Source organism: Chryseobacterium sp. Marseille-Q3244, assembly GCF_940807095.1.
Taxonomy (GTDB): domain Bacteria; phylum Bacteroidota; class Bacteroidia; order Flavobacteriales; family Weeksellaceae; genus Chryseobacterium.
In genome coordinates this window covers 269,411-295,631 of the sequence record NZ_CALNWX010000006.1, presented here as the reverse complement: position 1 = coordinate 295,631, position 26,221 = coordinate 269,411, and the positions used below count along the sequence as shown (strand labels likewise).

22 protein-coding genes are annotated in these 26,221 nt (G+C 35.3%); 12 read left to right on the top strand and 10 right to left on the bottom strand.

Annotated elements, in window-relative coordinates; all coding sequences use genetic code 11:
- Positions 1-16: 16 nt before the first annotated feature.
- The 6 genes from folK to fmt all read left to right on the top strand — a co-directional run bounded on the left by folK (position 17) and on the right by fmt (position 7,863).
- Positions 17-433, top strand: a complete 417-nt coding sequence (gene folK, locus NBX25_RS13370) for a 2-amino-4-hydroxy-6-hydroxymethyldihydropteridine diphosphokinase (protein ID WP_123910161.1) — start codon at positions 17-19, stop codon at positions 431-433.
- Between the two features lie 17 nt (positions 434-450).
- Complete coding sequence (locus NBX25_RS13365; RefSeq protein WP_123910160.1) at positions 451-1,572, top strand: OmpA family protein; 1,122 nt, start codon at positions 451-453, stop codon at positions 1,570-1,572.
- A gap of 55 nt (positions 1,573-1,627) precedes the next feature.
- Positions 1,628-3,154, top strand: a complete 1,527-nt coding sequence (locus tag NBX25_RS13360) for an OmpA family protein (RefSeq protein ID WP_123910159.1) — start codon at positions 1,628-1,630, stop codon at positions 3,152-3,154.
- Positions 3,155-3,366: 212 nt separating this feature from the next.
- Positions 3,367-4,803: an OmpA family protein gene (locus tag NBX25_RS13355; RefSeq protein WP_250253978.1), complete on the top strand. Its 1,437-nt coding sequence runs from the start codon at positions 3,367-3,369 to the stop codon at positions 4,801-4,803.
- Positions 4,804-4,881: 78 nt separating this feature from the next.
- Positions 4,882-6,789: a RecQ family ATP-dependent DNA helicase gene (locus NBX25_RS13350; RefSeq protein WP_250253976.1), complete on the top strand. Its 1,908-nt coding sequence runs from the start codon at positions 4,882-4,884 to the stop codon at positions 6,787-6,789.
- Between the two features lie 129 nt (positions 6,790-6,918).
- The gene (gene fmt / locus NBX25_RS13345; protein WP_250253974.1) at positions 6,919-7,863 is read left to right on the top strand and encodes a methionyl-tRNA formyltransferase; all 945 of its coding nucleotides are present in this window, start codon (positions 6,919-6,921) and stop codon (positions 7,861-7,863) included.
- A 123-nt stretch (positions 7,864-7,986) separates the two neighbouring features.
- Here fmt and NBX25_RS13340 read toward each other — a convergent pair whose 3' ends face one another.
- From NBX25_RS13340 to NBX25_RS13320, 5 genes are all read right to left on the bottom strand, one after another.
- Positions 7,987-8,571 carry a Crp/Fnr family transcriptional regulator gene (locus NBX25_RS13340; RefSeq protein WP_123857542.1) on the bottom strand — a complete coding sequence of 195 codons (585 nt, stop codon included), beginning with the start codon at positions 8,569-8,571 and terminating at the stop codon, positions 7,987-7,989.
- A 98-nt stretch (positions 8,572-8,669) separates the two neighbouring features.
- Positions 8,670-9,791, bottom strand: coding sequence for a 3,4-dihydroxy-2-butanone-4-phosphate synthase (ribB, locus tag NBX25_RS13335; RefSeq protein ID WP_123910154.1), 1,122 nt, complete (start codon positions 9,789-9,791; stop codon positions 8,670-8,672).
- 67 nt (positions 9,792-9,858) lie between these two features.
- On the bottom strand, positions 9,859-10,863 hold the full coding sequence (locus NBX25_RS13330; protein ID WP_123910153.1) for an LLM class flavin-dependent oxidoreductase: 1,005 nt from the start codon (positions 10,861-10,863) through the stop codon (positions 9,859-9,861).
- A gap of 161 nt (positions 10,864-11,024) precedes the next feature.
- Positions 11,025-11,846 (bottom strand): hypothetical protein, encoded by an 822-nt coding sequence (locus NBX25_RS13325; protein ID WP_250253972.1) that lies wholly within the window; start codon positions 11,844-11,846, stop codon positions 11,025-11,027.
- Positions 11,847-11,850: 4 nt separating this feature from the next.
- The gene (locus tag NBX25_RS13320) at positions 11,851-12,810 is read right to left on the bottom strand and encodes a polymorphic toxin type 23 domain-containing protein (RefSeq protein WP_250253970.1); all 960 of its coding nucleotides are present in this window, start codon (positions 12,808-12,810) and stop codon (positions 11,851-11,853) included.
- A 227-nt stretch (positions 12,811-13,037) separates the two neighbouring features.
- Between NBX25_RS13320 and NBX25_RS13315 the strand changes: the two genes are divergently transcribed.
- Entirely contained in the window at positions 13,038-13,886 is an 849-nt protein-coding gene (locus NBX25_RS13315) for a M12 family metallopeptidase (protein WP_250253968.1), read from the top strand.
- Positions 13,887-13,930: 44 nt separating this feature from the next.
- Here the strand turns inward: NBX25_RS13315 and NBX25_RS13310 are convergent, their stop codons facing one another.
- Entirely contained in the window at positions 13,931-16,057 is a 2,127-nt protein-coding gene (locus NBX25_RS13310; RefSeq protein WP_123910149.1) for a helix-turn-helix domain-containing protein, read from the bottom strand.
- 82 nt (positions 16,058-16,139) lie between these two features.
- Between NBX25_RS13310 and NBX25_RS13305 the strand changes: the two genes are divergently transcribed.
- On the top strand, positions 16,140-16,592 hold the full coding sequence (locus NBX25_RS13305; RefSeq protein WP_123910148.1) for a hypothetical protein: 453 nt from the start codon (positions 16,140-16,142) through the stop codon (positions 16,590-16,592).
- A 189-nt stretch (positions 16,593-16,781) separates the two neighbouring features.
- On the opposite strand, the gene NBX25_RS13300 is transcribed toward NBX25_RS13305, so the two are convergent.
- A complete protein-coding gene (locus tag NBX25_RS13300; protein ID WP_065395062.1) occupies positions 16,782-17,318 on the bottom strand; it encodes a gamma carbonic anhydrase family protein in 537 nt (178 codons plus the stop codon).
- 167 nt (positions 17,319-17,485) lie between these two features.
- Here NBX25_RS13300 and NBX25_RS13295 point away from each other — a divergent pair, with 167 nt between their 5' ends.
- The 3 genes from NBX25_RS13295 to hemH are packed head-to-tail and all read left to right on the top strand — an operon-like array spanning position 17,486 to position 19,951.
- Positions 17,486-18,364, top strand: coding sequence for a NifU family protein (locus tag NBX25_RS13295; protein WP_123857551.1), 879 nt, complete (start codon positions 17,486-17,488; stop codon positions 18,362-18,364).
- Positions 18,365-18,374: 10 nt separating this feature from the next.
- A complete protein-coding gene (locus tag NBX25_RS13290) occupies positions 18,375-18,911 on the top strand; it encodes an NADPH-dependent FMN reductase (RefSeq protein ID WP_123857552.1) in 537 nt (178 codons plus the stop codon).
- A gap of 5 nt (positions 18,912-18,916) precedes the next feature.
- On the top strand, positions 18,917-19,951 hold the full coding sequence (hemH, locus tag NBX25_RS13285) for a ferrochelatase (protein WP_250253966.1): 1,035 nt from the start codon (positions 18,917-18,919) through the stop codon (positions 19,949-19,951).
- Positions 19,952-20,025: 74 nt separating this feature from the next.
- Here hemH and NBX25_RS13280 read toward each other — a convergent pair whose 3' ends face one another.
- The 3 genes from NBX25_RS13280 to NBX25_RS13270 form a co-directional block, all read right to left on the bottom strand.
- Positions 20,026-21,519 carry a hemolysin gene (locus NBX25_RS13280; protein ID WP_250253964.1) on the bottom strand — a complete coding sequence of 498 codons (1,494 nt, stop codon included), beginning with the start codon at positions 21,517-21,519 and terminating at the stop codon, positions 20,026-20,028.
- A 309-nt stretch (positions 21,520-21,828) separates the two neighbouring features.
- Entirely contained in the window at positions 21,829-23,784 is a 1,956-nt protein-coding gene (locus tag NBX25_RS13275; protein ID WP_123857554.1) for a M4 family metallopeptidase, read from the bottom strand.
- Between the two features lie 330 nt (positions 23,785-24,114).
- Complete coding sequence (locus tag NBX25_RS13270; RefSeq protein ID WP_123857555.1) at positions 24,115-25,329, bottom strand: type IX secretion system plug protein; 1,215 nt, start codon at positions 25,327-25,329, stop codon at positions 24,115-24,117.
- Between the two features lie 70 nt (positions 25,330-25,399).
- On the opposite strand from NBX25_RS13270, the gene NBX25_RS13265 reads away from it, so the two are divergent.
- Positions 25,400-26,038 (top strand): MBL fold metallo-hydrolase, encoded by a 639-nt coding sequence (locus tag NBX25_RS13265; RefSeq protein WP_123911831.1) that lies wholly within the window; start codon positions 25,400-25,402, stop codon positions 26,036-26,038.
- Positions 26,039-26,221: the final 183 nt, after the last annotated feature.

Sequence of the window (26,221 nt, the reverse complement as noted above, 5' to 3'; positions counted from 1 at the left end):
CAATCAATTTTCCAATATGTCGCAACAAAAGGTAGTTTTGTTACTCGGAAGTAACCTCGGAGAGCAAAAAAAAAATATAGAGCTTGCTTTACAGAAAATAAGAGATGCCGGAAACCACATTTCACAAACAAGCGAATTTTTAATCTCTGATCCTGTAGAATTTGTCAGTTCCAATATTTTTTGTAATATTGCAACAATAATATTCACGCATCTTTCACCAATTCAGCTGCTTGATTGTATTAAAGAGATAGAAGTTGAAATGGGAAGAATTAATGATTCAAAAGTATCCGGAGGTTACACAGACAGGATAATAGATATTGATATCATTAAGTATAATGAATTAAATTTTAGATCAGAAAGATTAGAAATCCCTCATAAAAAACATCTTTTTGAAAGGGATTTTTCCAGAATATTATTAAAAGATTTTATTTAAAACATAAAACATATTGTATGAAATTAGGTTTATTATTATTGGCTACAACCTTGCCAATTGCAGCTTTCGCTCAGAATAGCAGTACTACAGTAAACTCTTCTACTGAGTATCCTAATACCTTCTCTTCAGGTTCAGCTAACGTACAGCCTTTTGACAACAAAGCCAGACGCTTCAGAGACTGGTCAATCTCCGTAGGAGGTGGTTCCGCATTTATGGTTCACTCTGCACTTAAATCTCTTCGTTCGGATAAGACGAACTGGGGATACAATGCTTATATAAGTATTGATAAGCAGATCTCACATACTTTCGGTTTAAGCCTTATCTACACCAGAGGAGAAACGAAACAAACAGGACAACTTCCTGGAGCTCCTGGAATAGCTGCGGGCGTAGCTACCGGAACTACACAGTTTGACCAAATCGCTTTGATGGGTGATATCAACTTTTCCAACTTATTAAGAAGAGTAGATAATCACTCCCCTTACAGATGGGCATTCCACGGGTATGGAGGAATTGGACTTCAAGGGTACAGAACTTCTTTACACGATAATGATCGAAACAGATGGAGTGACAATCCTAAAAGAACACCATTATTTGTAAAGCAGGATCTTGATATTAATTCTGTATACTATCAGGCTGGTTTAGGACTAAAGTATAATGTTTCACCACTTATTGATGTTGAAGCAAGAACCATGTATATTATCAGTGGGGAGCAGTCATTTGATGGTAGTGGATACAATAATTCAAGTTATGATCCTAAAGCCCCTACAGAATCAGGATATCGATATACAATCCTTAACAACAGAAGATCTTACAATGCCTGGACGGTATCTTTGGGGGTATCTTTCAAATTAGGAAAACATCTATCTCACTTAGCATGGCATGATCCACTTCAGGAAGCATACTACAAAACCAATGTTTTAGAAAATGCTACTACAGATCTTGTGGTTTGTGAAAAAGGAGACCAGGACAATGATGGAGTATGCGACGATTGGGACAGACAACTTGATACTCCTGCAGGAGCAAGAGTAGATGGTGCCGGTGTTGCTTTAGATATGGATCTTGATGGTGTTATTGACTTATACGATAAGTGCGTAACCGTTCCTGGACCTGTTGAAAACAACGGATGCCCTATCAAATAATAAAAAAAGTCCAAAAAACTATTTTTTCAAAAAAATCAAAAATAAATAATACACGATGAAATTAAGTTTAGCAATCGTTGCATTAGCATTGACGATCCCTACCGTCAGCTATGCACAGGATTCATCAGCAGCTGCAGATGGAAAGTATCCTAATACTTTTACTTCTGGATCTGCGAATGTTTCCCCATTTACCAATCAATCAAAAAGATTTAATGACTGGTCTATTTCTGTAGGAGCAGGAGTTCCACTGCTTCAATCTGCAGATTTAACCTCCATTAAGAATGGTAATGGTAAAAACCTTTTTGGATATTCAGCTTATGTAAGTATTGATAAAGCGATCACCCATGCTTTTGGAATCAATTTACAATATGACAGAGGTGAAACAAGACAAGGATGGTTCAATACCAAAGATGCAGCACCTGATGCAAAAGCAGTAGCAGGTAGAACTCAATATGATGCGATCTCAATTCTTGGAGATATTAACTTCTCTAACCTTTTAAGAAGAGTTGATAACCATTCTACTTACAGATGGGCATTACATGGATATGCCGGTATTGGTACCATTGCTTACAGAGCATACCAAAAAGACGCCACTGGACAAAGATTGATGACTGAAGTGAAACCATTTGAGTTAGGCTCTATATTCATGCAGGCTGGTACAGGTCTGAAGTTTAAAGTAAACAGAAGACTTGATATTGAAGGTAGATTAATGTATGTAGTAACTGGTGATGATACTTTTGATGGCGGAGGTAATCCATACAGTGAGATCAACAGACGTTCTTCACAGGTTTCTGATAACTTCTTTAATGCAACTTTAGGACTTTCTGTAAAATTAGGAAAACATGAGTCTCACTTAATGTGGCACGACCCACTTCAGGAAATCTATTACAAACTTGATGTTTTGGCTAATAAAAAACAGGATATCGAAGTATGTAAGAAAGGAGATGCTGATAATGATGGAGTATGCGACGACTGGGACAGACAGCTTGACACTCCTGCAGGAGCTAGAGTGGATGGTGCCGGTGTTGCTCTTGATGCAGACCTTGATGGAGTTATCGACCTTTACGATAAATGTGTAACAGTTCCAGGACCTGTTGAAAACAACGGTTGTCCAATAGAGAAAAAAGATAATCATAAGACTGCTGTAGAAGTAGAAAAAACGTTGAAAGACATCTACTTTAACTTTAATAAGGCTACGATCAGACCTGAATCTAACAGTAAACTTGATGTAGCAGCTTCGATTATTAAAGAAAACGGAGGTACCTACTTACTAACAGGACATACTGATATTAAAGGAAATGCAGCTTATAACCTAAGATTATCTAAAGAAAGGGCTGCTGCCGTAGTAGGAGCGCTTGAAAACAGAGGTATCAATGAAAGTGTACTGAAATCAAGAGGAGTAGGATCTGTAGATGCTAAAATTCCAGCTTCAGCCTCTGATGCTGAAAGAATGGCAGATAGAAAAGTTACGGTAAGATTTATAGAAGGTTCAGAATGGGATTCTCTTAAAAAGAAAGACTATGAAGATGCTTCTGTAAAAAAACCAGTAAAAAAAGCACCATCTAAGAAAAAGAAGAAGTAATTTCTTATAATACATGTAAAACCGAAAAGAATTGTTCTTTTCGGTTTTTTTTTTTCTACTACGAATTTTTTTACATACCTTTATATCATTTTCCGGGGAATAGGTGCAATATTGGCAAGATATAGACACTATTGTTTTGGAAAAAATAATACAAAAATCACTTTTTAGCGTAAAAAAATCATTTAAAATAACTTAACTAAAAAAATAACACTATGAAATTAAGTTTAGCAATTGTTGCATTAGCTTTGGCGATTCCTACTGCCAGTTATGCACAAGACTCAACGGCAGTTTCAAAAGGAGAGTATCCCAATACGTTCTCGTCTGGGTCTGCCAACGTTTCCCCATTCACAAATCAATCAAAAAGATTTAATGACTGGTCTATTTCTGCTGGGGTTGGAGTTCCACTACTTCAGTCAGCAGATTTAACCTCCATTAAGAATGGTAACGGTAAAAACCTTTTCGGATATTCAGCTTATGTAAGTATTGATAAAGCGATCACCCATGCTTTTGGAATCAATTTACAATATGACAGAGGTGAAACAAGACAAGGATGGTTCAATACCAAAGATGCAGCACCTGATGCAAAGGCGGTAGCCGGTAGAACTCAATACGACGCGATCTCAATCTTGGGAGATATTAACTTCTCTAACCTTTTAAGAAGAGTTGATAATCATTCTCCTTACAGATGGGCCCTACACGGATATGCCGGTGTTGGTACCATTGCTTACAGAGCATACCAAAAAGATGCCACTGGACAAAGATTGATGACTGAAGTGAAGCCATTTAAATTAGGTTCTTTATTCATGCAGGCTGGTACAGGTCTGAAGTTTAAAGTGAACAGAAGAATTGATATTGAAGGTAGATTAATGTATGTAGTAACTGGTGATGATACTTTTGATGGTGGAGGTGATCCATACAGTGAGATCAACAGACGTTCTTCACAGGTTTCTGATAACTTCTTTAATGCAACTTTAGGACTTTCTGTAAAATTAGGAAAACATGAGTCTCACTTAATGTGGCATGACCCACTTCAGGAAATCTATTACAAACTTGATGTTTTGGCTAATAAAAACCAGGATATCGAAGTATGTAAGAAAGGGGATGCTGATAACGATGGAGTATGCGACGATTGGGACAGACAGCTTGACACTCCTGCAGGAGCTAGAGTGGATGGTGCCGGTGTTGCTCTTGATACAGACCTTGATGGTGTTATTGACCTTTACGATAAGTGTGTAACCGTTCCAGGACCTGTTGAAAACAACGGTTGTCCTACTACCACTACAGGACCAGTAGTAGAAACAGAAACTAAACTGGAAGGTATTGAGTTTGACTTAAATTCTGATAGAATTTTACCTTCAAACACTCCTATCTTAAATAATGCTGTAAACTACATCAATTCTTCAAACGGTTCTTACAATGTTGTAGGAGCTACTGATACAAGAGGTACTGATGCTTACAACCAAAAACTATCTCAGAGAAGAGCCAACAACGTTAAGAACTATCTAATCAAAAACGGAGTTCAGTCTGGCAAATTAAACGCTGTAGGTAAAGGTGAAAAAGACCTTAAATATCCTGAGTGTGAACCAGCAACGAAATGCCCTGAGTGGAAAAACAGAGCTAACAGAAGAGTATACTTCGAAGCTAAATAATAAGCTTATTAATTTATTATATAAAAGTCACGCCTTGCGTGGCTTTTTTTGTCTTAATACTTTCCTTATTTTTACAACATGATTTCTCCGCAGGACTTTCAAAAGCTAAAATATGATACTCTTAAGTATTTCTGGGGCTATACCGGCTTCAGAGATTCTCAGGAAGAAATTATCAATGCTGTTATCAATGAAAAAGACAGTCTGGTACTTCTTCCTACAGGTGCCGGTAAGTCATTATGTTACCAGCTGCCTGCTTTATTAAAAGAAGGAACCTGTCTGGTGATTTCCCCTTTGCTGGCTTTAATGAAAGACCAGGTGAATCAGCTGAAATTTCGTGGTATAGAAGCAGAATACTTGTCATCTGAATTGGATGAATATGATGCTGAAGCTATTTACAATCGTTGCAAAGAAGGTCTTACCAAGCTGCTTTATGTATCTCCTGAAAGACTAACCAATATTCAGTTTCTTCAGAATATCGAAGAAATTGAACTCTCATTCATTGCTGTTGATGAGGCACACTGTATTTCTGAATGGGGACAGGATTTCCGTCCAAGCTATCAGAATATCAAAGGTTTCAGAATGAATAATCCGGAAACTCCATGCCTGGCACTTACTGCAACTGCAACTCCAAAGGTTCTGGAAGAGATCAAAAATAAGCTTGAACTGAGAAACCCGGCTGTCTTCCAGAAAAGCTTTAAAAGAGATAATATCAAAATATTTACAGAAGAGGTTTCCGATAAATTCCAACGGGTTCTGGATATTTTAAAATACAATACAGATTCAGGAATTGTTTATGTAAGAACCAGAAAAGAAGCTGAACTGCTTTCAGAGTTTTTAAAGAAAAATCAGCTAAAAAATGTAGATTATTTTCATGCAGGTTTAACTACAAAGGAAAAGAATACAAGACAAAACACCTGGAATAATAGTGATAATCAGGTCTTAATTTCTACCAATGCCTTTGGAATGGGAATTGACAAGGATAATGTTCGTTTTGTGCTCCACTACTCACCTGCTGCTTCAATTGAAAATTATTACCAGGAAATAGGAAGAGCCGGAAGGGATGGTAAGGAGAGTTTTGCGTTTATGCTTTGGAACAAACAGGAGCTTTTGAACTTTGATCAAATTCTCAAAAACCAGATTCCCAACAAGGCTGAATTTTTAAAGATCATCAACTACCTCTACTCTATTTTTCAGGTAGCAGAATTTGAGTTACCCGAGAAAACATTCCAACTGAATACAACCGGAATACAAAACTTTACCAGGTTATCAAAAGCCAAAATCAATAATGTCCTAAATTTCCTTCATAACCAGGAAGTCATTTACTACAATGACAATAAAAGCCTGTCATCTTTGGAGCTTTTTATTAAATCTGATGAAATAGATCAGCTGCCACAAAAAGATGCCTATTTCATAGAGCTTTTGCTCCGCACTGTGTCCGGAATTACAACCCATAAAGTGATGTTCAGTGAACAGCAGGTAAGCCATAAAATTGGAGTGAGTATTCCTTTAATCAAAGAACGTTTAAAGGAACTTCAGCAGAGAAACTATCTTGAATACCTGGACGGCGCTTTATCGAGTATCAAATTTCTGAAACCTCGTGATGAGAGAGCTGTCAATAATGCTTATTGGAAACTTTTTGAACATATTCAACGAAATAAGATTCAGAAATGGGAAGAAATGAAATTCTATGTTGAAGATAAGGATTATTGTAAAATGAAACTTATTCTGGCTTATTTCGGGGAAAAAAATTCAAAAAACTGCGGACAATGTTCTGTTTGTGAAAAGAATAAACAGTCTATTTTTGGCAAAAACATTTCCCAGCAGATCATTAATTTACTGGCAAAAAAATCAGCAACCATCGAAGAACTTTCTGTACAGCTAAGTTATCATTCCAAAGAAAGCATATTGGAAAACTTAATTTTTCTATTAGACTCCGGAAAGGTAAAAATGTTGAATTTCAGAACATATGCACTTAATCATGGGTAATGTGAGTAATGAGTAATGAAATGGTTAAAATAAGAAATAGGGGTACGATTTGCATTTTAAAAATACCATTTCTCTTCTCCTAAGTCTCATACGCTCCCCACTCTCAGAGCAAAAACTTATCTTTGCATTATGAAATCATTGAAAGTCGTTTTTTTAGGTACTCCTGAGTTTGCAAAAACTTCTTTGGAGGCTATTCATCAATCTCATCATCAGGTTGTAGGTGTGGTAACTGTAGCGGATAAAGCAAGCGGACGTGGCCAGAAAATAAACCAATCACCAGTAAAAGTTTATGCTTCAGAAAATAACATTCCTGTTTTTCAGCCGGAAAAATTAAGAAATCCTGAATTTTTAGAAGAACTCAGAAAACTGGATGCTGATGTTTTTGTAGTGGTAGCTTTTAGAATGATGCCTAAGGTTCTTTTTGAAATGCCTAGAATGGGAACATTTAACCTTCATGCCTCTTTACTTCCTGATTACAGAGGGGCTGCTCCTATCAACTATGCAGTTATTAACGGCGAGGAAAAAACTGGAGCAACTACGTTCTTCATTAATGAAAAAATTGATGAAGGAAATATTCTTCTTCAGGAAGAGCTTGAAATTCTACCGGATGAAAATGCAGGAGGTCTTCATGACAGATTGATGGAAATGGGTTCAAAATTAGTCGTAAGAACATTAGATGGATTGGCTGACAATGCTATTGAAGAAAAACCCCAACCACAGGTTGAACACCCGAAAAATGCCTATAAAATATTTAAAGAGGATACTAGAATCAATTGGTTAGCACCCTCTAAAACTGTACATCAGTTTATTCTGGGAATGTCGCCTTATCCTGCTGCTTTCACAACTTTGAAAATTGGTAAAGAGGAAAAAGGATTAAAAATATTTGGTGGAAAATTTGAAACCTCCCATCATGGAAAACCTGCCGGAACATTGGATATTTCAAAAAGTGAGTTCAAAATATATACTCAGGATGGTGTATATTTTCCCCAGGAACTTCAGTTAGAAGGCAAGAAAAGAATGACAGTAAAGGATTTCCTGAATGGTTTCAGAAACTTTGATGAAATAACACTGTAGTTTTACAGTTGAATTTTAACCATACATACAAGTCACAACAGGTATTTTTGTTGTGGCTTTTCTTTTTTAAACCATTCAGGATCGTTAAGTCAAATAATTTTTTTAAGCAAAAAAAACCGAAACTTATTCATCTTTCTTTACAATATTTTTACGAACTCTGCTGAGAGATTCAGGAGTTACTCCCAGATAAGCTGCAATCTGAATATTGGTAAGACGATGGGCTGTTTGGGGATATTTTTTTAAAAATTCAATATAGCGCTCTTCAGAAGACTTGCTTAAATTATCAATAATTCTACGTTGTAATGCAATAATTGAACTCTGAAACTTAAGTCTCATTAATCTTTCCACTTCTGGCATCTCCTGGTAAAGCTTTTCTTTATCTTTTCTTGAAATCAAAAGAATTTCACTGTTCTCGAGTGCCTGAATGGTAAGCTTGGATGGAATCCTGTTGATAAAGCTGTCTATATCCGAGATCCACCAATTTTCAATAGCAAAATATAATATCTGCTCTGCTGCATTTCGATTGGTATGAAAAACCTTAAAACAACCACTCACTACAAATCCTTCAAAATCACAGATACTTCCTTCCATTAATAAAAACTCTTTCTTTTTTATTTTTCGATGGGTAAAGGCATTGCAATATTTTTCCAGCTTTTCATCTGAAATTTCCACATACTCCCGGATATGTTTTTGTAAAGACTCGGTCATGGTTTAAAAATAAAAAAAGGTTTAGAAAAATCCTAAACCTTTTATTTCATTTTATAAACAATTATTCAAAGTGAAGTAAATTCACTATTGCCTACTTATTATAGCTGTACCAATTCAGTAACCTCTACATCATATCCTCCAACCTGAGGCTTGATAGCAGGGTTTTGAGTGATTACTTTAAACTTATTGATTCCTAAATTCTTTAAGATTTGCGTTCCGATACCATAATCTCTATAGTTGTACGCTAAAGTAGGATGCTGCTCCTGCCCATCCTGATAGTTCAGGAATTGCTGAAGTTTTCTTAATGTATTTTCTGAATTTGAAACGTTATTGATAAAGATGATGGCTCCTTTTCCAGCTTCGTTCACCATATTGGTTACTTTTTCCAATAAAGGTTTTTCACCATTATTCAATCTTGTTAATACATCAAAATACGAATCTGAAGACTGTACTCTTACCAAAACCGGCTCATCTACTGTCCATGCTCCTTTTGTCAATGCAAAATGGATCTGATCGTTAGAAGTCTCTCTAAATGCATAGAAGTCAAAGTCACCGTAATGTGTTTTTACTTTTTTCTCTTCCAGTCTTTCTACAAGATTCCCTTTTTTAAGCTGATAGTGAATTAAATCTTCAATAGAAACGATTTTCATATCGTGCTTTTGAGCAAATGCTTGAAGTTCAGGTAAACGGGACATTGTTCCGTCTTCGTTCATGATTTCACAGATTACTCCACCTTCCTTCAAACCTGCTAAATGAGTAAGATCAATGGCAGCTTCAGTATGTCCTGCTCTTTTCAATACTCCTCCTTTTCTGGCACGAAGCGGGAAAATATGTCCTGGTCTCATGAAGTCTGTAGGTTTGGATTTTTCATCCATCAAAGCTAAAATCGTTTTCGCTCTGTCTCCTGCAGAAATTCCTGTAGAGGTTCCGTTTCCTAAAAGGTCAACAGATACGGTAAAAGCAGTTTCTTTAGGATCGCTGCTTCTGCTTACCATTACTTCAAGTCCTAGTTCATCACATCTTTTTTCAGGGAGTGGCATACAGATAAGCCCTCTTCCGTGAAGCGCCATGAAGTTGATAATTTCTGGTGTTGTTAATTCTGCTGCGCAAAGAAAATCTCCTTCATTCTCTCTATCCTCATCATCTACTACTATGATTATTTTCCCATTTCTAAGGTCTTCAATGGCCTCTGGAATAGTATTTAATTTAATCTCAGACATTTTTACTTTTTATTTGTGCAAAGATACTCATAAAAATAAGCATCTGCCAATTTATATGAATGGTTTATTACGCTTTGGATAAAGAGTTCACCGCTTCTCTGATGATCTCGTAAGATCTTACTCTTTTCTGATGATCGTAAATATGTGAATTAATCATCAGTTCATCTACATTAAACTTTTCCTGAAAATCTTTAAGCTTTGTCTTAATTTCATCCTGATCTCCGATAAACGTATATCTCAGCTTCTGCAAAACCATTGATTTCTCCATAGGTGACCATATTTCATCCATATCATCTACCGGTGGGGCAAAAGGTTTTCTGTCGTTTCTTATAATATTGATGAACGCCTGAAATAAAGTTGTAGAAATTTTATGAGCTTCCTCAGAAGTTTCTGCTGCTACTCCATTCACGCAGGCAATGATATACGGTTTCTCTGAATAGACTGAAGGTTGAAAATGTTCTCTGTAAATTTTAAAAGCCATTTCCATCTGTTCGGGAGCAAAATGTCCTGCAAAAGCGTAGGGCAGACCAAGTTCTGCAGCCAGCCAAGCACTATCTGTACTGGATCCTAAAATGTACAATGGAATATCCAATCCTTCTCCTGGAATAGCGCGAACCATTGCATCAGCATTTTCTTTGGAAAAATATCGTTGAAGTTCCAGAATCTGTCTTGGAAACTGCTCGTTAATGATCGCAGGATTTCTTCCTAGCGCCTGAGCCGTTAAGCCATCGGTTCCGGGTGCTCTTCCTAGTCCGAGATCAATTCTTCCTGGGAAAAGGGATTCCAATGTTCCAAATTGTTCTGCAATAATCAGAGAACTGTGGTTGGGAAGCATAATTCCTCCTGATCCTACTCTGATTTTTTTTGTTCCATTGGCGATAAAACCTATTAATACGGAAGTGGCTGAACTGGCAATACTTTCCATATTATGATGTTCCGCCAGCCAGAATCTTTTATAGTCTAAGCCTTCTGCATGATTGGCTAAGGACAAACTGTCCTGAAAAGTATCATGAATGCTTTTCCCTTGCTTTACCGGTGCAAGGTCTAAAACAGAAATTTCAAAATTTTTCATATTGAGATGTTAATTTTTAGATTTTAAAAATCATACAAATTTAAAACATCTGAATTGCATTAGTTACTTTTTGTAATTAATAGGATCTATTGATGAGTTCAGGGAAAAACTATTGGAAAGTATTTCACCTTCCTTATTATTTTTGTAATCCAACGAAATCATTAATGATCATTAATAAATCGGATACGGCCCTGTTTATAAAAGATATTTTTAAACTCATTATTTTCATCAATTGCATTATCATAGTTGAGCAAGACTTTTACAGCCTGATTTCCGCAAGCAATATATCTTATCCTGTTCAAAGAGATTTCATTACCAGCTTTTATCGCCTTTATGGAATCTTTATTATTAAATACCCTTGGCTCTACATAGGTAAAGTTTTCAAAATCATTAAGCTTTACAAATTTAAAATCACATCCTAAAATTTCGGATATTAACCGGGTGGAAGTATGAATTTCTTTATTTGCCTTAATTTTATAATTAATAACAGTATTAATATTCAAAGTATCATTTTTTCTCCTAAACTTCCAGATCATTTTCTCTTTATCACTTTTAAATATCATTGTTGTATCAGTAATTTTCCCGATAAAATAACTATTAAAAAAATAACTGTTTCCCTTTTTTCCGATTAAATAAGTATTCTTATCCTTATTCAAAATATATCGGGAAGGAGTTGTTGAAACAAAAAACATATGATTATTCTTAGTATTTACAATAATATACTGAATTTCTGTTCTGTATTTTTTGGAATCATACCCCGGCTGATTTACTCTCTGAGTATTGTTAAAGTACAAATATTTAGATTGATTATATCGTACATAAACTTCGTATTCTTTCTTATCTTTTTCATAAACTGTTATGAATTCATCATCCTCTTTGCCACATGCAAATCCAAGCTCAGCCGTTTCTTTATACATGACGTAAAATTTGCAGCTCATTAGTGAACAGATCACCATAAAGCATAATAATATTTTTGTTTTCATGGCATTATTGTTTTCTTATGTATAGAAATGGTTCAACAGAATAAAATTTATTGTAGGGAACAAAATGATACGGACAGTAGGTGAGCCAATGAATCAAATGTTGGGCATCCCATTTTGCAGAATTATACTGGTTAATATTGACTCCATATCCAACATTATTTTCTGTATATCTGGCGCTAAGCTTCCATAAGCTCTTATTATATTTATATTGATCTTCATCTTTATAGGTAACCATAGAAGCCCCAATATCATAACTTAACTGAAATGTTTCGTCTGTATACCCTGTAAATTTATGATAAGATAACTCCAATGAAGCATCTTGCAGATTTTCAGCCTTTCTCCAGCTGGTAGTATAAGACAATCCCCCTCCTCCTGTATAATAACGATCTTCACCATCTCCCAAAAACATTCTAGCAAAAAAGCTCCCATCGTTATAGGTGAATGCCTGAACTCCTTTAACATTGAGACCGGCAAAGCCCACTCTTTGAGTTTCTCTCTTTTTATCTGTTGTAAAAATCAAATTAGTTCCTAGTGATCCTGAAACAGAATATGGATTGTTTAAAGCAGGGATAGCAAAGTCTGCAAAATATTTTAAAGGATTATGAGTATCAGGATTATAATTAAATCCTGAAGTAAGTGTTAAAGCAAAGATGGCATCTAAAATCATACGATTGCTAGCAGATTTCCTTACATTATCACTTCCTAAACCCCCATTATATAGGTGAATTTCAGTATTCAGAGAGGGGTAAAAGCTTTTACTCAACCAAGTATTTGCCACTCCAAATGAAGTGGATATCTTAAAAAATAAAACCGGTTCATTTTTTAATCTGTTCTTATTCTCTTTACTTGTAAAATTAATACTGGCTTTCAGCGTCGCTCCAAACTGAAAATTATCCGAAGATTTCTCCTGAGCATGGTATAATCCGCACACAAAAGAACAAACTGAGATTAATATTGTTTTCATGGGCATTAGTTTATCATAAAGTTATAAACTAATGCCATCGTATACCATCCCCCTTTTGTGTTATTTTTTATATTTATTTCTCAGGTTACTCTCGCCACTTTTAAAATAATCTCAAGCAAATTCATTATCACTTTCATCTATATATTTATAAACATTTGAAAAATAATTCAAAATAAAGAGATATATTTATTATATTCGTATATAAACAATTTGAAAAAATCTTTATCATGAACAAAAAAATTAATAACTTGTTTTCTCAGGAAGTATTGACTAAAAGAACTTTCATAGTAAGCCTTGCGATGACTGCAATAGTATCCTCATGCAGCAAAAGTAATGACGAAATGGCAAGCGAAACCCAAACCAATGCAGTGAATATTGCTCATCTTAAAAAAGGGCAATTAAATGGCCAGGAAATTACTTATGAAAGAAAAAATGATTTGAATTTTTTCCAGGGAGACATTGTTCTTTCTGATCAACAATTATCAGAAGGAGGCACAGCCAATAAAGGAGGCGCCAGTTTATACAAATGGCCAAGTGGTAAAATATATTACACAATTGCCAGCAATATGGGCTCTATCAATGTTAATAAAATCAATACTGCAGTAAGTGAGTATAATAACAAAACCAATACTCAGTGGATTCCACGTACCAATCAATCTAATTATGTTGAGTTTATCTTCGGAAGTTCAAACGGATCAGATGGATGGGCTCATATAGGATACCAAGGCGGAAAACAGACTGTTTCTTTGGATCAATATATTTCGGTGGGATCAGTGATTCATGAAATGGGTCATACGGTAGGGCTTTATCATGAACATGCCCGTAAAGACAGAGATCAGTATGTAAGCATTCAGTGGAACAATATTCAGGACGGACAGGCTTATAATTTCAATAAATATACTTCCGGAACGGATATAGGTCCTTTTAATATCAATTCTGTAATGATGTACTGGCCAAATTCCTATTCTAAAAATGGTTTACCTACTATTAAAAGAGCAGACAACACTAATTTTACCTACAACAGAACAGGATTTACAACCGGAGATATCAATACCATTAATACAATGTATCCATAAATCTCAAACTCCTATTAATATCATGCAAAAAAGAAAAGAATTCCCTAGGAATTCTTTTCTTTTTTATAATTGTAATGATTGATTAAAATTCTGATTTCATTAAATTCAAAATGGTTAGGTAAAGCATTCTTCCACTCTGTTAAAGTCTCATGTGGATTTTTATAAAATTCATCTTCAAATGCCTTGATCTTATCTGAGGTAATGACTCTTGAAATATCCAGCAATCCCTGTTCCGCAAACTTGGCAAGATGGCCAATTACGGTTTCTTTCACCAATCCTCTTTCCAATGCAATTTCACCAATTGTTTTGCCTTGTTCAAAAAGTTGAAAAGTTAGAACCTGTGAAGGAACTTTAGCAATTTTCATGCTGACTTCTTTATCATTCTTTTCATCAAGAAGCTTTACTTCAAGAAGGTGAATATCCTTTAAACTATTTAGGTATTCTTCAATATCTTCCAGCCAGCTTTTCACTTCTTCATTGTATTGTTTCAGACCTTTTGCCCCTTTAATTTCAGCATAAAACTCTTTCAATGGATCGAAAATTTTATTTCGGGTTTCCGTAAAGAAGAAATTAACCGCTCCTTTGGACTTGCTTTCAATTTCGGACCATTCTTCTTTCTGTTCAATGAAATTATTCACCTTTTGAAAGATCACACGTTCCAGCTTTTCAAAGATTTTTCCAAGATTGGTAGCTTCATGTTTCAACTGAAGATACAGCTGATTGGCCTTAGCGCGGTCTATATTTTTAGTGGTAACAGAAAGCTTGTTCCACTCCTCTACTTCATTTAAAAACCATTGACAATCCACAGTACGAAGTACTTTTCTAATACTGTAATCGTATTTCTCCTGGTTCAAAATAGCATCTATATGATCGTTCGCAACCGTATTGCTATGGAATTGCAGGATTCTGTTGTCTTTAAAAATAACCTCAGGAGTGATTTTTGATTTTAAAACAATTCCTTCCAACGTTCGGCAACGTGATAAGGCTACATAGACCTGACCGGCAGTAAAACTTTTTCCGGCATCAATAATTACTTTATCAAAGGTAAGCCCCTGGCTTTTATGAATGGTAACAGCCCAGGCTAATTTGATAGGAAATTGCTCAAAACTTCCTAAAACTTCTTCCTTGATTGTTTTATCTGTATCCAGGAAATATTTTTTCTGTTCCCAGGTTTCTTTTTTTACGGTAATTTCTCTTTCACTTTCATCCAGAACAACGCGAATTTCATCTTCATCCAACCCGATAATCTCTCCAAGCTTTCCGTTAAAATATTTCTTCTCTCCGGAAATATCATTTCTGATGAACATAATCTGGGCACCTATTTTAAGTTCCAAAAACTGGTCATTGGGAAATTGATTTTCTTTAAAATCTCCAACAAGTTTGGCCTCATAGGTTTTAGGGTCTACTTTTATTTCCTTCAGTTTTTCCTGGTTGATTTCATCTGCCATTTTATTGTGAGAACACAGATAAACGTAAGATTCTTTCCCCATATCAAAATCCGGATCGTATCTTTTGTTCAGATGGTTGAAATCTATATTGGCTACATCACCATCACGAATGGCGTTCAATATCTCTAAGAATTCCTGATCAGACTGCCTGTAGACTTTTGTAAGTTCAATGGTAACAATCGGAATGTCTTTAATGGCATGACTGTCAAAAAAGAAAGGCGAATCATAATACATTTTTAGAATGTGTTCGTCTCTTACCACAGGCGGAAGCTGAAATAAATCCCCAATGAATAACATCTGTACTCCACCAAACCTTTGATTATTTCTCCTGATAAATCGTAAAGAAAAATCCATCATGTCCAGTACATCAGCTCTCAACATGGAAACCTCATCAATAATAATGATCTCAACCTCTCTTAGAAGCTTAAGTTTATCTTTACGATATTTAAAATGGGGCATCAGATCGGCAATATTATTAGCCAAACTGGTATCTATCCTTTCTGTGGTAGGCAAAAAAGTTCTCAGGGGTAATCCAAACATGGAATGGATGGTGACTCCACCCGCATTAATTGCTGCAATCCCAGTAGGGGCAATCACTACATGCTTTTTCTTTGTTCGTCTTACAAAATCGTTAAGAAACGTTGTTTTACCTGTTCCGGCTTTTCCAGTCAGAAAAACACTTCTGTTGGTATACTCTATTAAGTCAAAAAAATGATTGTTCATCGTTGTCAAAAATACGGAAATGAATTTGATTTTCTTACCTTGGCATAAGTTTTGAAAAATCTTAAAAAGAAAAAAGTCAATTGTGAAAAAAATTTTCCTGCATATCCCTGCAATAGTATTATGTACTACATTAACGCTGGTTTCCTGTAATTCAACAAAGAATCTTGATACTAATCTTCCCATAGATATTAGCAATCGACCTGCTGATGAAGACAGTCAAAAGTACGACCAGGCACAGCTGGATAAATTAAAAGCTTCCATTGAATCTGAAGCTAAAGGGGAAAATTGTACAAATGCCAGCGACTGGACCTTCGCTCCCATGGGTGTAAAGTCCTGTGGTGGACCTCAGCAATATATTGCTTATCCTAAAAAAATTGAGTCCTCAATTTTACCGAGAATTAATGAGTATACGGATAAAGTAAGAATTTTTAACGAAAAATATAATATTATGTCTGACTGTATGATGATTACGCCTCCGTCATATATTAAATGTATTGATGGAGAAGCACGATTAATTACTCCAGAATCAAAATAAAAATAAAGCAAAGGTTCTATATCAAATCAACACAGAAGGCTTGATATACAAAGCTCCGTCGAAAGACAGAGCTTTTGTTTTTTATGTATTAGATTCAAACCAGAGACCTGGAAGTTTCATATCAAGACCTGCTGTTCAATCAAAAATCTTGCATCCGAAACTCACACCATGCATCTCGTACTCTATTCTCTACAATTCGTAATCTTTCACATTCTCTTTATACCATGATGAGTATTTCACATAGTTATCTGCAATTCTGTTTACTTCGCCCTCCAATAGCTGAGCGTTGATATCCTTGATCTTTTTGGCAGGAACTCCACCCCAGACTTCTCCGGATTTAATATGTGTTCCCTGAGTTACTACAGAACCTGCTCCTACAATTGAATTTTCTTCAACCAGGCAGTCATCCATCACAATTGCTCCCATTCCGATCAGTACATTATCTTTGATTGTACATCCATGAACAATAGCATTATGACCAATGGATACATTATTTCCAATATTCAATGGATGTTTCTGATAGGTACAATGCAGCATTGCATTGTCCTGAACATTTACTTTATCACCCATCTTAATATAATGAACATCACCTCTGATCACTGCATTATACCAAACGCTGCAGTCTTTTCCCATCGTAACATCTCCAATAATGGTAGCGGTTTCAGCTAAAAAAGTATTTTCTCCGATCTGTGGTATTTTTCCTAAAAGTTCTTTTATAAGTGCCATAGTTTTAATTTGAAAATTTGAAAATAAGCCTGTTTGAAAGTCATGATTTTTACCTTCTGCTTTTTAGTATCTAACTTCTAAATTACAGTGATAGCAAAAATCTAACTCCCAATTTACAGCTTCTAACTTCTAATGCGTATTTTTGTATCTCAAATTTAACGAAAAAAATGCGTACCGTACTTATAGAACCAACTGAAAACCCAAAAGTGATGAAATTTGTAGCAGATTACAACTTGATTCCAGGGTCTTTGGAGTTGGACAGAAATTCAGATATTTCAGAAATTCCTTTGGCACAGGAACTTTTCAATTATCCGTTTGTAGAAAGAATTTTCATCACAGCTAATTTTGTAGCAGTAGCAAAACAGGATACTATCGAATGGGAACATGTAGCTGAAAGCCTGAAAAATGTGATTGAAGACGAATTATTGGCCAATCCAAGAATTTATCTTCAGAAGAAAAAAGAAATGTATCAGATCTATTCTGAGATGACGCCTAACCCGAATGTAATGAAGTTTGTTTCCAGCAAACTACTTATGGAAGGCTTTATAGAAGTAAAATCAAGAGAAGCAGCAGCTGAGGTTCCTTTAGCGGCAGCTATCTTTAAGGAATTTAATTTTGCAACTGAGGTTTTCATTTCAGATAACTTTGTAGCAGTTACCAGAGATAACTCTGTGGAATGGCATGAAGTAATGATGACCGTGCGTGCTCTTATTGCTGAGTATCTTCAAAATGGTGGTGAAATTTCAAACATTGAACCGCAGAAACACGAAAATCCTGTAGAAAAAATCATCAACAGAGACTATACTGATGATGAGCAGAAGATTTCTGATATCTTAAATGAATATGTAGCTCCGGCTGTAGAAAATGATGGTGGAAAAATTTCCCTTATGGAATATGATGAATCTACCAAAACAGCTAAAATGCTTTTACAGGGAGCGTGTTCAGGATGTCCAAGTTCTACGGCTACTCTAAAGAACGGAATTGAAAATATTTTAAAACAATTCGTTCCGGACCTTGTAGAAAGAGTGGAAGCAGTAAACGGATAATCAGGAGTTCATGATCCCTTCAAAAAAGATCCTCATCATTATTGGAAGCGCTACAAACAATTCCAGTAATCAGAAACTGATAGAACAGGTATTGGATAAGAATCCCAATATTACATTCCAGATGTATGATGATCTTTCTGTTCTTCCTCATTTTGATACGGCATTAACGGATGTTGATACGCCTGAGGAAATTATGAAGATCAGAGAAGATATTGAAGATTCAGCAGGTGTTATTATTTCTACTCCGGAATATATTTTCAGTATTCCGAGCAGGGTAAAAAACCTATTGGAATGGTGTGTTTCCACGAATGTTTTTCTGGATAAGCCTGTTGCCATCATTACAGGTTCTGCCCATGGAGAGAAAGGTCATGAAGAATTATTATTGATTTTAAAAACCCTTGGTGCTGTCATTGATGATAAACATCAGCTTTTAATCAAAGCGATAAAGGGTAAGTTTGAGCCTGATGGCTCAGTTGAAAACAATACCTTTGCTAAAGTATTAGAATTGGTAACAGATTTTGAAAAGTCTGTTTCATCATTAAAATAAAAAAATTGAATAAAAAAGGAATTTTACTGGTCAACCTTGGATCACCAAGATCTACAGCTGTAAATGATGTAAAGGAATATCTTGATGAATTTTTGATGGATGAAAGGGTAATTGATTACCGTTGGATCTTTCGGGCGTTGCTTGTTCAGGGGATTATCCTGAAAACAAGACCTGCTAAATCTGCCGAAGCCTATAAAACGGTATGGACGGATGAAGGTTCACCCTTGATCGCCATTACTGAAAAGATTCAGAAAAAGCTTCAAAAACTGGTAGACGTACCTGTGGAAATCGGGATGAGATATGCTGAACCCAGTATTGAAACCGGAATTCAAAAACTGGTGGATCAGGGAATTTCTGAAATCGTTCTTTTCCCGCTTTACCCTCAATATGCAATGAGTACTACAGAAACTGTTATTGAAAAAGCAGAAGAGGTAAGAAAAAAGAAATTTCCAACCGTAAAGATCAATTATATTCAACCTTTTTACAACAGAGATATCTACATCAATTGTCTTGCTGAAAGTATCAAGGAAAAACTTCCTGAGAATTTTGATGCTCTTCAGTTTTCTTATCACGGAGTTCCGGAAAGACATCTGTATAAAACAGATCCTTCCAACACCTGTAAAATTGATGATGCCAATTGTATCAACAGTCAGGTAGATACTCATAATGCTTACTGTTACAGACATCAATGTTATAAAACCACTGAGGCAGTAATTGCCAAGATGGGACTTCCAAAGGAAAAAACAATTGTTTCTTTCCAGTCAAGATTAGGAAAAGACAAATGGATTGAGCCTTATACAGATCAAACTCTGGAAACCATTCCTCAAAAAGGTGTTAAAAATCTTGCTGTGGTTTGTCCTGCGTTCGTATCAGACTGTCTTGAAACACTGGAAGAAATTTCTGTAGAAGGAAAAGAGCAGTTCATGCATGGTGGTGGGGAAAACTTCCACTACATTCCCTGTCTGAATGATGAAGACCGATGGATAGAAGTGGTAAAAACACTTTGCGAAGAAAAACTGAATGATTTTTATCTAGTATAATCATTTATCACAATATAAAAGGGCTGCCTCATCTTAAGGCAGCCCTTTTTATTTTTATGGGATATTCTTTTTAATTAAAAATTATCATACGAACCAAACCATGCAAACTCTGTAGTATGCGGAACAGAAACTTTGTTTCCGGCTTTATCATACAGGGTTATTCTGGTCATTGTTTCAGATTCTCCATCCCAGGTTCTTCCTACCCAGTTATGATCCAGCTTAAATCCTTCTTTGAACATTTGTTCCGGAACATGAATGGATGTAGAAGTTGGAGTAAAATACTTCGTATATGATCTTGTTATATAGGCCCCTGAACTATTACTTCTGAATGAAACATCAATATCCATTCTTGAGAATTCGTTGGTATTGTTAGAATTCGCTTTCAGGTTTAGCACTTTTACCCCTCCAAATCCTGTCCAACGTTTATCTCCTTTATAAACATAAGTTACAAGTTTAGCTCTATCAACACTTGTAGGATTGTCCAATTCAAGAGTTTCATCAGTAGCTACACTTCTCATTTGAGTAAAAATAGGGTAACCATAGAAATTAGAATCAAATTTCACATTGAACATAGAATACAGGTTATCCAAGGAATTTCCCCAGAAAGGCTCTGTACTCTTATCTCCTGTAGTCATAACCGTTACTACAGATTTTGATAAAATTTCTGTTGTTTCCTGGTTATATCCACCACCACCTGATACTTTCCAGATATTAAAGGTAGCCTCAATAGCAGATTTTACTTTTTCGTAAGAATATTCACTTTCAATCGCTAAATAAGCATATTTTCCATAAGTTACCTGTTTAGTAAAGTAAGGTTTGCTGGTAAAATATTGAGAAGGAACACCTGTCTGCTGAATGGTTTTAGCATCGTTATTGTGCTCCGGTGATTTAAAAAATCCATTTTTGCTAGGTTCGAATATTACATCGAATGAAGTTGCTACAAGTCTTGCAAAATAGATACTCTTATATTTTGTAGTATGTGTATTTTGAGACATTTTTGTAGTAAAAATGGTTCCTAAACCAACATTAAAAGAAAGTGCCTTCTGAACATCTGAATAGCTATAACATTCTGTTGCTGAATAATCAACACTTTTTTTCACCCCTGAATTGATATAATCATTGAAATTTTTAGATGTAACTGCCTGAGACAGCATATTATTATAGGTAGTAAATCCTTTTGGACTATCTATTCCTTCAATAACATAAGGATTAGAAAATGAGAAAATCAAATCATATGGATTCTTATCATAATTAACTTCTGAATCAAATGTAAAATTTTCAATTCTGTTTAAAGGATATACCGCTCCCGGATATATTGTTGAACTGTTAACACTGATATTTTTCCCTGTAGCCGGGTTAACTCCTGAAGCTCCCGCTTTTGTACTGTTATCTCCAACAAAGATGTGATCTTTATCAATAGTAGAGACATCCCAACTAAAAGGCTGAGTGTCGAAACGACCCATTTTTTGAGATTGATCAGAATGTAGAAATTCTTCATTGTTATTATCCCTTACACAGGAAATAAGGCACAGAGAAACTGCGCAGCAAAATAAAATAATCCGCTTCATTTTTTTATATTTTTTTTATTAGAATCCCCCATTAATAAATGGGGTCAGCGAATTTAAAAAAATATATTTCAACAAGAAGTGACTTCATAAATCAAAAATTAAATAAATGAGAAATATCATTATTAAGTGAATAATACACCCGAAATTTGTCTAGCTTTCAAATTAAATTTATAGAGAACAATACATAAAAAACCAAAAATAGCTTTAAGATAAAGGATTTCACAGGTTTATCATTTGATGTCAAACCTGTAAAAACAAAAGAATCTGCCTCTATTGAGGACAGATTCTTTATTTAAGATATATAAAAGATTATTTTTTAATTAAGTTTCCAGCTTTCTGTCCGTTCACGGTTACAACATAAACACCAGGAAGCATATTGGATGGCAGCTTTATTTCCAGTTTATTTGTCCCATCCGTAAGATTAACTTTTTCAGAAAGTTCTTTTCTTCCTGTTAAATTAACCACTTCTACAGTTCCTTTACCTTCTTTTCCATTAAACAATACAGTAAACCTGTCTGTTGCCGGATTTGGACTGATCGTATAAGGAGACTCATTAGCTGCTGATGCAATAAGTCCTGCCGGAGAGGTACCGCCTCCAACACCTACTGCATTCCAGGCATTAGTCACCTGTGTTACTTCATTACTTCCTGCCCCATACAAATCTGTAGCAGCTTGTAAAGAATATGTTCTTGTATTCGCATAATTGGAACTAGAAGTAAGGTAATTAGTCAGTGTTCTATAAGCAATTGCAGCTGCTTTATCAAATCCTATTCCTGAAACATTATAGGCAAAACCTTTATCATTAGTTCCTGTACCTCCTGTTACCAATAAATAATACCAAAAGTTAAGAACTCCCGAGTTGGTATGAACTCCACAATAATCATTGGATTGGCTAGGAGTTACACAACCTGAGGTAGTGGTAGTTTTCCAGTAGGTTCCCATATAAGTATCCGGCTGGCTGTAAGCATTAGGGTTTGCCATATTTCTGATCACATAACTGAAATCTTCACCCAATGTCCAACTCGCCTGACTTGGTCTGGCCCATTTTTCTATTGTATTACCAAAAATATCTGAAAACCCTTCATTCAGAGCTCCCGGTTCTCTTTGATATACCAAATTCGCAGTTTTAGAGGTCATTCCATGTGTGATTTCGTGTCCACAAACATCAATGGCTGTCAGAGGCTTTCCTCCGTTTGTGGTAGAACTTCCATCACCATAGGTCATTCTTGAGCCATCCCAAAATGCATTGAAATAATTGGTGGAATAATGAACATATGATTTTATAGCAAAATGATTGTTATCAATACTCTTTCTGCCAAATTTTGTATACAAGTAATCTACCGTCATTTCTGCTCCCCAGTGTGCATCTGTTGCATACTGATCTTTATTGGTATTTACATTATTCCAAACATTATCAGAGTCTGTAAAATCTACTGCCGTTGAGTAATTTGTTCCTTTTTTTAAGTCATAAGTTTCAACAGCTGTTCCACCGTTTCTTCCGGTCTCTCTTAGTCTGTAACTTCCATTATAAGAGTCTGCAACAATATTTCTGTTTCCGCTATAACCTGTTGTAGCTGTTCCCGGTGTATTAATATCATGAATCAATGCGTCAGTTCCTAATATCTTTCCATTTTTTGCATCTACAAAAACATATTGTCTGCTTAATGGCTTTTCTGCATAAATATCAAATTTATAGGCTAAGGTAAGATCATTTAGCTTTTCGTCAGTAGGTTCTGAATAGTAAACCAGCTCACCCTTGGGTGCAAAACTGGCATTTTTATCATTCGTTTCTCTTTTAATAAAATCTTCTTCATCTTTATTCTGCCATTTATAAGATTCTGCCCCTACAAATGATAAGGCATTTTGCAGCGCTATACTTTCAGAAAGGTTTGCCTGTTTCTCAACGCTTTGAGGAACATCAAGAATCCATTTTCCTGTCTGTCCTACTATTTTACCGTTTTTAGTCTGTACAGCCATCATTCCATATTCTACAGGAATACCATTCACTGTTTGCTGGAATCTGTGAGTTTCAAACCCTAGCTGGTCTGTTTCAGCACCCAATTTACGAGATTGCCCCGGTGAAAGTCTTTCAGATCTTTCATCAAATAAAACAGGACTTCCCTGAAAAGCAGGCCCGTTTTTATCAAATCTTAGAAATTCTGCGTGTAATCCATTTTTACCGGAAATTACTTTTGATGGAGTGTTTTGTCCAAAAACGAAGGAGCAGGCTGCAACGCTGACTGCTAAAATAAATTTTGTTTTCATAAATAATATTTGTTAAGTGTAAAACGAAGGTATAAACTTTTCACAACAAAATGATATATATGTTATTTAAAATTCAATTGAAAATATAAATCATTAAACAAACCACAATAACGATTTTAAAACAAAGAGAAATAATTAAACATAATTTTATTATTATAAATAGTTTTCATGAATTAATTTCACAAAAATCATTCTTTTGTGAATTATTATTTTCATTATGTACTGCATTTTATTGGATAAAATTATCCTTATTTGATATTTTGGATAAAAAAAATAAGGTTATCTCTTTCGAAATAACCTTTATTATCATTTAATATTGATTTTACATTTTTATTTTCTAACCGGAGTCCTGAATTCTCCATACCCCATCAATCCATCATAATTACGCCCAAAAGGGGCAAAGTAAAGAAAAGCCTGATAAAGGTTTTCAGTCTGCCAGAAATTACCATTCACCTCACCAAAATCTAAAGGTGCATCCCCTTGTTTTGTGGCAAGAATATAGTTATAAAACCCTTGCTTCAGGAATAATTTAGCTACATATTGTTTCGTTGCAGCATCATATTGCATCTGATTTTCTTTGCCAGGTTTAAAATTATTGAATCCTCCAAGAATATAAATATCTTTATCTACCGGATCTGATTCCAGATAAAAATATACCCAGGAATAATCTGCTTCTCTTTCAGCATCCCTTTCTCTTCCCAGGTCATTTCTTCTATAGTACCAGGCTCCGTTTACATCGGGTTGGTATTGATAATTTAAAGGAAATGCCCAAACCGGATATAAATACGTATGATTGACATCATCTTTAACTTCTACGGCACGAACCATATCCGCAGGAGTCGTCATGTTTTTATTATCGAAATAATAGAATTCATTATCTCCGGGGAAAGCAAGATTCATTTGCTGGAAAAGCAGCTGGTTCCCCAAAACAGAACTTGGTTTCAAATTGGAAACCGTCATATTGGGATTGTTATTCTGCATCACATTCAAACTCATAGAGTTTACATTGGAAGAAAGATCACCAGCTTTCGGTAAAGCCTGTATTTCTACTCTCTGATTGATATTAGGATTTTTGGCGTCTGCTATTCTTGAAACATTCACGCCTAAAGTCGCCATATCTTCCACCAGATAAAATCTTCTTTTAAAAAGCGGTTTATCTACAGAATCTTTGTAAACAATCAGTTCATAATTTCCTGATATTTTCGGTTGAATTTTATCATTAGGAAAAGTCAGCTTATAATGAGTATATGCCTGTAAAGTGTTGAATGAATATTGAAACTTGTCTAAAAGCGCATTCATAGTACCCGTGGCAAATTCCGTAAAGAACAAATTATCATCATTCCAGTTTCTGTCATAATGTTTGATGGTATATCTGTAGATCTCACTACCATTGGTAAGATCATCAAAGCTTAACACCAATTGTTCACCGAATTTGATGACCGGCGTTTCATCATTCGTCTGTGGGTTGAATAGCTGGATACTTTGGATATTTTGTCCATAAACCAGTCCACCCAGGGAAAGTAAGAGTATTCGCAAAGTTTTCATTATGACGAAGATAACGAAAAATAGCCATTTTCTTAATAATATCGTATTTTTGAATAAAAATATTCAGATTATGCTTCAGATTCAAGGTTTCGTATGCAACTTCGCGAGTGAGAATACCTATATTCTTTATAATGAAAATAAAAATGCCTGGTTAATAGATCCAGGAAATATGAATGAGCAGGAGACCAAAGCCATTGATAATTTTATCAAAGAAAAAGAACTGAACATTCAGAAAATTCTTTTAACTCATGCACATATTGACCATGTTTTGGGACTTCAATGGGCATTTGATACGTTTAAGGTTCCGGTGAATATGCATCAGGAAGATCAGGAAGTTCTTGATATGCTTCAGGCGAGTGGAATGAGATTCGGATTCCCTGTTGATCCTGTAAAAGTAGATATCGAATATATTAACGAAGGAGAAGAACTTGAGCTGGATGGAGAGAAATTTAAAATTTATCACGTTCCTGGACATTCTCCGGGAAGTGTTGTTTATCACAACGAAAATCAGAAATTCATGATCTCCGGTGATGTATTGTTTGAAGGCAGTATCGGCAGAACAGATCTTTACAAAGGAAATTATGAACAATTAATTGATGGTATCAAAACAAAACTTTTCGTACTGGACCCTGACACACAGGTTTTCTCCGGTCATGGAAACCCTACTTCGATTGGTTTTGAAAAGCAGTATAATCCGTTTTTTAAATAGGCAGGAATCGGGTTTTAGAGTCGGAAAGTTTGAGGGTATAGGTGCGACACACATCTTTATCATTCTGGAAGAATCTAAGTATTGTATTTAAAACAATCAGGAGTGCTGTGAAATAAGATATTTAATCGCTCACAGATTATGCAGATTTCTATTTATAATAAAAGCGGTTTAATCTACATCGTC